Here is a 7,331-nt window from a genome sequence, read left to right on the forward strand (position 1 = left end):
TTCTTTAACGGCTTGATTGTCTTGTTCTAAACCTTTTTTAGTAGCAAGGATATTTTCGTTGATCATTTTGCCCATTTTTCCAAGTTCATCATCGGCTTTGATTGAAATTAAATCAACTTCGTGTTTTTCGTGATTTAAAAAACGAAAGAAATTTTCTAAAGATTTTAAAATGACAGGAATTCTAGATCCAACTATTTTTTTAACGCAGACATAAACTATAATCAATATGACAAGTAGTATAAAAAAAGAAATAACGATAAAAATAATTTCTAATTTCTTTAAAGGTGCTAAAACTGAATTTTTAGGAGCAGTTACAACCATACTCCAATAACTTGAATTATTTGCAGTACTAAAAGATGAAACGGATGCATAGCTTAAATCTCCAGTTGAAGCAACATAATCATCTATTATAACAGTTTTGTGTTCTTTAACAGCATTATTGACTAACTCCACAGAGGGATCTTTATTTATATCACTGAGTGTTTTTAAAATGGCATTATGATTTTTATGAATGGCAATAACACCTTTATCAGTCATTAAAAATCTTAAATCCCCTTCAAAAAAATCTAATTTTGGGTCAAGTATGGTTTCAGAAACTTCAGAAAAATCTAAAGTATATCCAGCAACTCCAATCAATTTACCTTTATTATTAAAAATAGGCATTCCAAAATTAATACCTAGAAAATCTTTTCCATCGTAGTTAAGTTTAGTTGGTGGCCCAACAAATAAACTATCTTTATCTCCATATTTAGCGTTTTTTTCTACTTGCTCTATAATCTTTAAATTATCAAAATTATTTGGCGTTTGAATCGTTTCTATTCCTCCAGATTTTCCAGTGGTTTGATCAAAATAAATCATAGCAAAAGTTTTACCATCAGAACTTGTGTATCTTTTATCAATTCCTTGAGCATCCCCTAGCACTGAAGTATCTTTTAAATACAAAAAAGTATAAGCTGAATATAAACTACTATCAAATAAATTTTTCATTAAGCTTTCAATCAAATCAGCATCAACTTGATTATTGTGTTCAAACATATCATTTAAGGAAGTTGCGGTTCCTTTTGCAAGTGCAACAGTTTCATTTAGAATACCTTCCATATAATTGGTGTATCTTTTTGAAGCTAAAAATATTGAATCTTTGGCCTCTTTTTCCATATTTTCAGAAATATATATGGAAACTGTTGAAACTAATACGATAATGCCTAAAATTACCCCTATAGCTACAGATAGAATAAGCTTAGTGCTTATATTTAAAGAACGAAAATTCATATTTTTTCCTTAACTTTTAAAAATTTATAAAAAACTTAGTATAGTATTCTATAATTTTTTAAAATATTCTTAAAAATTTTAATATCTTTTGTAATTTTACCATATGTTAACTTTTTATAAATATAAGTATTTAAAATATTAAAATTTTATTGAAGTTAAGAATTATTAATGCAATTTACCTTTGAACAAATTTTTATCGCAATGCTACTGACTCTTTTTGCAGGTTTTTCTACAGCTATAGGTTCTATAATAGCCTTTTTTTCTAGAAAAGATGATTTAAGGGTACTTTCTTTAGGACTTGGTTTTTCAGCTGGGGTAATGATATATATTTCTTTCATGGAAATTTTACCCACTGCACTTAAAGATTTTAAAAATCACTATGATTCGCATTGGGCTGAGCTTTTGGGATTAGCTTGTTTTTTTGGTGGAATTTTAATATCTTTATTGATTGATAAATTAATCCCCGAAGATGTCAATCCTCACGAGCCTAAAGAGGATTTAAGCGAGTTAAAAATTTGTCCCTTGCCCCAAAAAGGACAAAATCCTCCGAAATTTCATCCTGGAGAAAAATTACATCAGATCAATACTAAAGCTTTAAAACACACAGGGATTTTTACAGCTTTAGCTATTGCTATACATAATTTCCCAGAAGGTTTTGCTACTTTTATTTCGAGTCTTGATAATCTTACTTTAGGAATTGCTATAGCTATAGCTGTGGCTATACACAATATCCCTGAAGGTTTGGCCGTGAGTTTGCCAATTTACCATGCTACAGGAAATAAGAAAAAGGCTTTTATTTATTCAGCTCTTTCGGGTTTTGCAGAGCCTTTGGGTGCTTTTGTTGGAGCTTTGATTTTATTGCCTTTTATAGGCGATCTTACTTTAGCTATAAGTTTTGCTGTGATTGCAGGAATTATGGTTTTTATATCTCTTGATGAACTTTTGCCCGCTGCAAAAACTTATGATAAGGCCCATGATAGTTTATATGGACTTATATTAGGAATGGCAATAATGGCTTTAAGTTTAAATTTGCTTGGACAATAGAAAGCCTTACGGCTTTCTTGCAATTTAATTCACACCTTTTGGCGCATTAAAGGCAGTAAGTTTTGGTAGTTCACCTTTAAATTTTTCTATGTTTACGAGCCCTGTGTGAGAGATATTGCCATTGGCAAGTTTTGAAGTTGGCATATCCATGGTTAAAACATTTGCATTTCCACATTTGCAAAGTCCGTTTTCATTAGGATCATACCAAGCACCTTCACAAATCCTTACAACCCCTTGCATGATTTCATCACTTACAACAGCCCCTGCTAAAACTTCGCCACGTTTGTTAAACACGCGCACTACATCGCCATTTTTTATACCAAGTTTTTTTGCATCTTTGGAATTGATTAAAATCGGCTCTCTATCTTTTATTGCATAAGTATCTCTTAAGCTTGTGTGGCAAAGTTGAGAGTGTAAGCGATCTCTTGGGTGGTTTGTAAGTAAGTGGAAAGGTGCTTCTTTGGTTGCATTTCCAAGCCATTCAATAGGCTCAAACCAAGTAGGATGGGCTTTGCAATCATCATAATTATAATTTTTAATCGTTTCTGAGTAAATTTCAATGAGCCCTGAATCTGTACCCAGAGCATTTAAGATAGGATCTTCTATAAATTCTGAAAAACGAGTCCATTCTAAACTTTCAGCTGTTGGTTCAAAAGTGATTGGTTCATTTTTAGCCCAAAATTCTTCAAAACTTGGCATAGGAGCAGCAAAAGCTTCGCCAAAACTTTGAGTTTGTTTTAGGGCACTGTTGTAGTATTCTTTGATGAAATCTTTAGCTTTTTTGCCATTTTCTGTGTAGGCATTAAAGACATCTTTTCCATAAATTTTACAAATATCAGAGAAAATTACATAATCATCTTTGCTTTCACCCACAGGCTCAACTGCTTGTTTCATAGGAACTATATGCATATTTGAATAATCTCCTGTCATGGTAATATCATCTCTTTCATAAGATGAAGTTGCAGGCATAACAATATCTGCCATTTTAGCTGTTGGAGTCCAGTAAATTTCATTTACCACAACGGTGCGTGGTTTTCTCCATGCTTTTACGTTAGTGTTGGTATCTTGATGGTGCACTAAAGGATTTCCGCCTACCCAGTAAATAAAATCAATATCAGGATAGGTAAGCTTAGAGCCGTTGTGATCTATAGTTTTTCCAGGGTGAAGTAAGGCATCGGCGATTCTTGCTACAGGGAAAGAATAACTCGCTGCATTTTGAAGCCATTCTGCACCTTCGTTTGAAGTTTCGCTTTTTGCTAAACCTTTAAATTTACCATTGTTCCAAATTCCTAAGCTACCTGCTGTCATACCGCCGATAACTCCGCCTTTGCAAGTTGGAACACCACCATTGCTGTAATGGTAGCTTAATCCAAAACCACCTCCTTTTGTGCCGATTTGTCCTAACATCGCACAAAGAGTAACTAGCATCCAGTGAGGCTGTTCGCCATGATGTGCTCTTTGCATACCCCAACCACTCATAATCATAGTAGGATTATCATAAAAAGTTTCAGCTAAATTTTTGATAGTTTTTTCATCGATACCGCAAATTTTACTTGCCCATTTGGTATCTTTTTTCACTCCATCTTCTTTACCTTCTAAATAATCTTTAAATTTATCAAAGCCTGTAGTGTAAGTGTCTAAAAACTCGTAATTGATTTTTTTCTTAGCAATCAAATGGCTTGCCATACCCATCATTAAAGCTACATCGGTATTTGGGCGTGGAGCTATCCATTTGGCATTTAAAAATTTCGCTGTAGTGGTTTTTACAGGATCTATACAAATCACTTTGATTTTACTGTCTTTAAGTTTTTCAAAGTATGCCAAACCTCTTTGTTCGTTTGAAGTCCAAGCTATACGTAAAGTAGAAAGTGGATCAGCACCCCAAATCACAACATATTTAGAATCACTTAAGATATTTTCCCATGAGGTTTGCTGCTCATAAACTTCAATTGATCCTACAACATAAGGCATAATCACTTGAGAAGCTCCTGTAGAATAGTCTCCTGTAGCTCCTACAAATCCACCTGTTACATTTAAAAATCTATGAAGTAAGATGCGTGAGTTTTGCATATTTCCACTTGATTTCCAGCCATAGCTTCCACCAAAAATCGCACTTGCACCTTTACTATCTCTTGTTTTTTTAAGCTCTTTGGCGATAAGCTTGATCGCTTCACCATAACTTACGCGAACAAACTCATCTTTTCCGCGAAGCTCAGGTTTAGGATTGTCAGGATTTTCAAGGTAGGATTTACGCACATAAGGATACTTCACACGAGATTTATAAACCATATCGGCAGTATAGTGCTGTAAAGGATTATCCATTTTTGTAACTTTTTCCCAAGGTTCACTTTTTACTATCTTACCATCTTTTATAGTGAGTTTTAAAATCCCCCAGTGTGCTGCGGTAATCACTTCTCCATTTTTTACAAGTCCAAGGCTAACTTTTGAAGCTTCTAAGGTTTTTCCTGCACTTAAGCTTGGAATGAGAGGTAAAGCACTTAAGCTCGCTCCAATTTTTAAAAATTTTCTTCTATCTAGCATGCTTTTCTCCTTATTTTGTTTTAAAATCTTTTGCGTTTTTTTGTAAGTATTCTATAACTAGCCATCTGTCTTTTTTATCAATACCTGTTCTATCAGCCATAGAACGGAAAATTGCAGGCCAAGCATTAGCTGTAAATTCTTTTTCTTTGTGGATAGCATGACAAATTCCGCAGTTATTTACAAAAAGCTCTTTGGCTCGACTTAACATTTCTTTATTGTCTTTGACAAATTCTTTTTGATCTGCCCAAATTTCAAGGCTTACCTTATCCCATTTTCCATCTTTTCCAGTTATTCTTTGAGAGAAATTTAATTTTGTATTTTTAGAAAAAGCTGCAACAATAATTCTTTGAGAATCATTGAAATAAATTACAGAAGGTGCTTTAGGATTTACATAACCATCAATTTTTAGCAAAACTTTGTTATTTTCGCTTTTTAACACTTCAAAAGGATTTGTAGGTAAAAGTCTTCCTATGACTTTAGCATCATCTTTATTAAGATAAAGTGATACAACTTCATCGGTATAGGCGGTATTTTCTGCCCATAAATATGTCGCTAGGACAACAAAAGAAATGAAAATCTTTTTCATTGCTATTCCTTAATATAAATTTGATGTAAATGTATTTTAACACTATTTAATTTAATTATTAATTAATATTAACAAAATATTAATTAATAATTAATAACTTTTTTAGAAAAAAATAAGTATTTTATAGTTATAATTTGCAAATAAATATACAAGAAAGGAAGACAATGTTAAAATCTATTGGAACTAAATTAACCCTTTCAGTAATTGGAAGTGTTATGGTTAGCTTAGTCTTTATGATTGCCATCATATCATGGAAAGTTTCTCAAAATATGGAAAAAGAAGCAGAAATTGCTCTAGACATAGCTTCAAAAAGATATGTAAATTATATGCAATCCACGCTTAATGAACCTTTTTTACTCTCTAAAGCATTAGGTACTAGCATACAACAAGTTATTAATGATAATGGGAATATTGACATTAATGTATTGGAAAATTTAACCAAAAAAACATTAGATTCAAGTATGCATACCACTTATGCTTTTTTGTACATTAAAGATCTTTCAGTCTTATCAGGAAATAAAGAAAAAGACATTCAAAATGGAAATTTATCTATTGTTTATAATGATTCAACTCCAGGGATTGACGGAGGTATTAAAACATTTATACAAAATAAAAATATGTATAACAGTATACCTGTAATCTCAAAAATTGAAAACAATGTGCACAATGGAGAGCAAAAGGTTATTTTTGGTTCAGTTAAGCGTCTTGATTATGGTAATGGAGAATTTTTAGGAATAAACTTAGGAATGCCTATTTTTAATCAAAAAGGAGATTTTGCAGGAGTTATTGGTTTCTCTTTAGAGCTTTCACAGATGTCTAAAGCTTTACTTAATCCTTCATTAAATTTTCACGAAGGAGATCAAAGATTACTACTTACAGATGATGGAACATTTGTTATTCATGAAAATCCTAAAGCAATTTTGCAAAAAATCAATGAATACAACCATTCTCCTTCTGTAGCTCCTATATTAAGTGCTATTAAAGAACATAGAGATATTTTAATCAATAATTTTTATACATCTACAGGTTTAACTAGTTATGCTTCGGTTTCTTCTTTTAGTACATTAGAAGATTCAAGTCGCTGGAGTATACTTGTAACAACCCCTAAAAATTCAGTTTTAAAACCTTTATATCATCTTCAGTTAATTATAGTTGCTGTAGTTGTTATATTTTTAATTATAATTTCAGCTATTGTATATATGTGTATAAAATATATGGTAAGTGCAAAAATTAATTCAATTTTTAAATCTTTGCAAAATTTCTTTGACTTCATCAACCATAAAACAAAAAATGTTTCTACTATAGAAGTAAAAAGCAATGATGAATTTGGACAAATCTCAAGTGCTATCAACGAAAATATCCTTGCTACTAAAAAAGGTTTAGAACAAGACAATCAAGCCGTTAAAGAATCAGTTCAAACCGTATCAGTTGTAGAAGGTGGTAATTTAACAGCAAGAATTACTGCTAATCCAAGAAACCCACAACTTATTGAACTTAAAAATGTTCTAAATAAACTTCTTGATGTTTTACAAGCTAGAGTAGGTTCTGATATGAATGTTATTCATAAAATATTTGAAGAATACAAAAGCTTAGATTTTAGAAATAAAATCTCTAATGCTTCAGGAAGTGTTGAATTAACTACTAATGCTTTAGGCGATGAAATAGTTAAAATGCTAAAACAAAGTTCAGACTTTGCTAATGCTTTAGCTAATGAAAGTGGAAAATTACAAACTGCTGTTCAAAGCTTAACCACTTCTTCAAATTCTCAAGCTCAATCTTTAGAAGAAACTGCAGCAGCTTTAGAAGAGATCACTTCTTCTATGCAAAATGTTTCAGTTAAAACTAGTGATGTTATCACTCAATCTGAAGAGATTAAAAATGTTACAGGTAT

General features: G+C 31.8%; 4 protein-coding genes and 1 pseudogene. 2 read left to right on the plus strand and 3 right to left on the minus strand.

The window, feature by feature from the left end:
* Positions 1-1,269, minus strand: a pseudogene (locus AJN69_RS05355) (cache domain-containing protein); the annotation flags it as partial.
* A gap of 168 nt (positions 1,270-1,437) precedes the next feature.
* On the opposite strand from AJN69_RS05355, the gene zupT reads away from it, so the two are divergent.
* Positions 1,438-2,313 (plus strand): zinc transporter ZupT, encoded by an 876-nt coding sequence (gene zupT, locus AJN69_RS05360; RefSeq protein ID WP_070287822.1) that lies wholly within the window; start codon positions 1,438-1,440, stop codon positions 2,311-2,313.
* A gap of 24 nt (positions 2,314-2,337) precedes the next feature.
* Here the strand turns inward: zupT and AJN69_RS05365 are convergent, their stop codons facing one another.
* A complete protein-coding gene (locus AJN69_RS05365) occupies positions 2,338-4,854 on the minus strand; it encodes a molybdopterin guanine dinucleotide-containing S/N-oxide reductase (protein ID WP_070287820.1) in 2,517 nt (838 codons plus the stop codon).
* Positions 4,855-4,864: 10 nt separating this feature from the next.
* A complete protein-coding gene (locus AJN69_RS05370) occupies positions 4,865-5,440 on the minus strand; it encodes a cytochrome c3 family protein (RefSeq protein ID WP_070287818.1) in 576 nt (191 codons plus the stop codon).
* Between the two features lie 461 nt (positions 5,441-5,901).
* Between AJN69_RS05370 and AJN69_RS10625 the strand changes: the two genes are divergently transcribed.
* On the plus strand, positions 5,902-7,331 hold a 1,430-nt coding region (locus AJN69_RS10625), incomplete at its 3' end, for a methyl-accepting chemotaxis protein (RefSeq protein ID WP_407918814.1).

Source organism: Campylobacter sp. BCW_4338, assembly GCF_001763255.1.
Taxonomy (GTDB): Bacteria; Campylobacterota; Campylobacteria; order Campylobacterales; family Campylobacteraceae; genus Campylobacter_D; species Campylobacter_D jejuni.

Coding starts and splice junctions, on each gene's coding strand:
- zupT (WP_070287822.1), top strand. CDS start 1,438: ATGCAATTTACCTTTGAACAAATTTTTATCGCAATGCTACTGACTCTT.
- AJN69_RS05365 (WP_070287820.1), bottom strand. CDS start 4,854: ATGCTAGATAGAAGAAAATTTTTAAAAATTGGAGCGAGCTTAAGTGCT.
- AJN69_RS05370 (WP_070287818.1), bottom strand. CDS start 5,440: ATGAAAAAGATTTTCATTTCTTTTGTTGTCCTAGCGACATATTTATGG.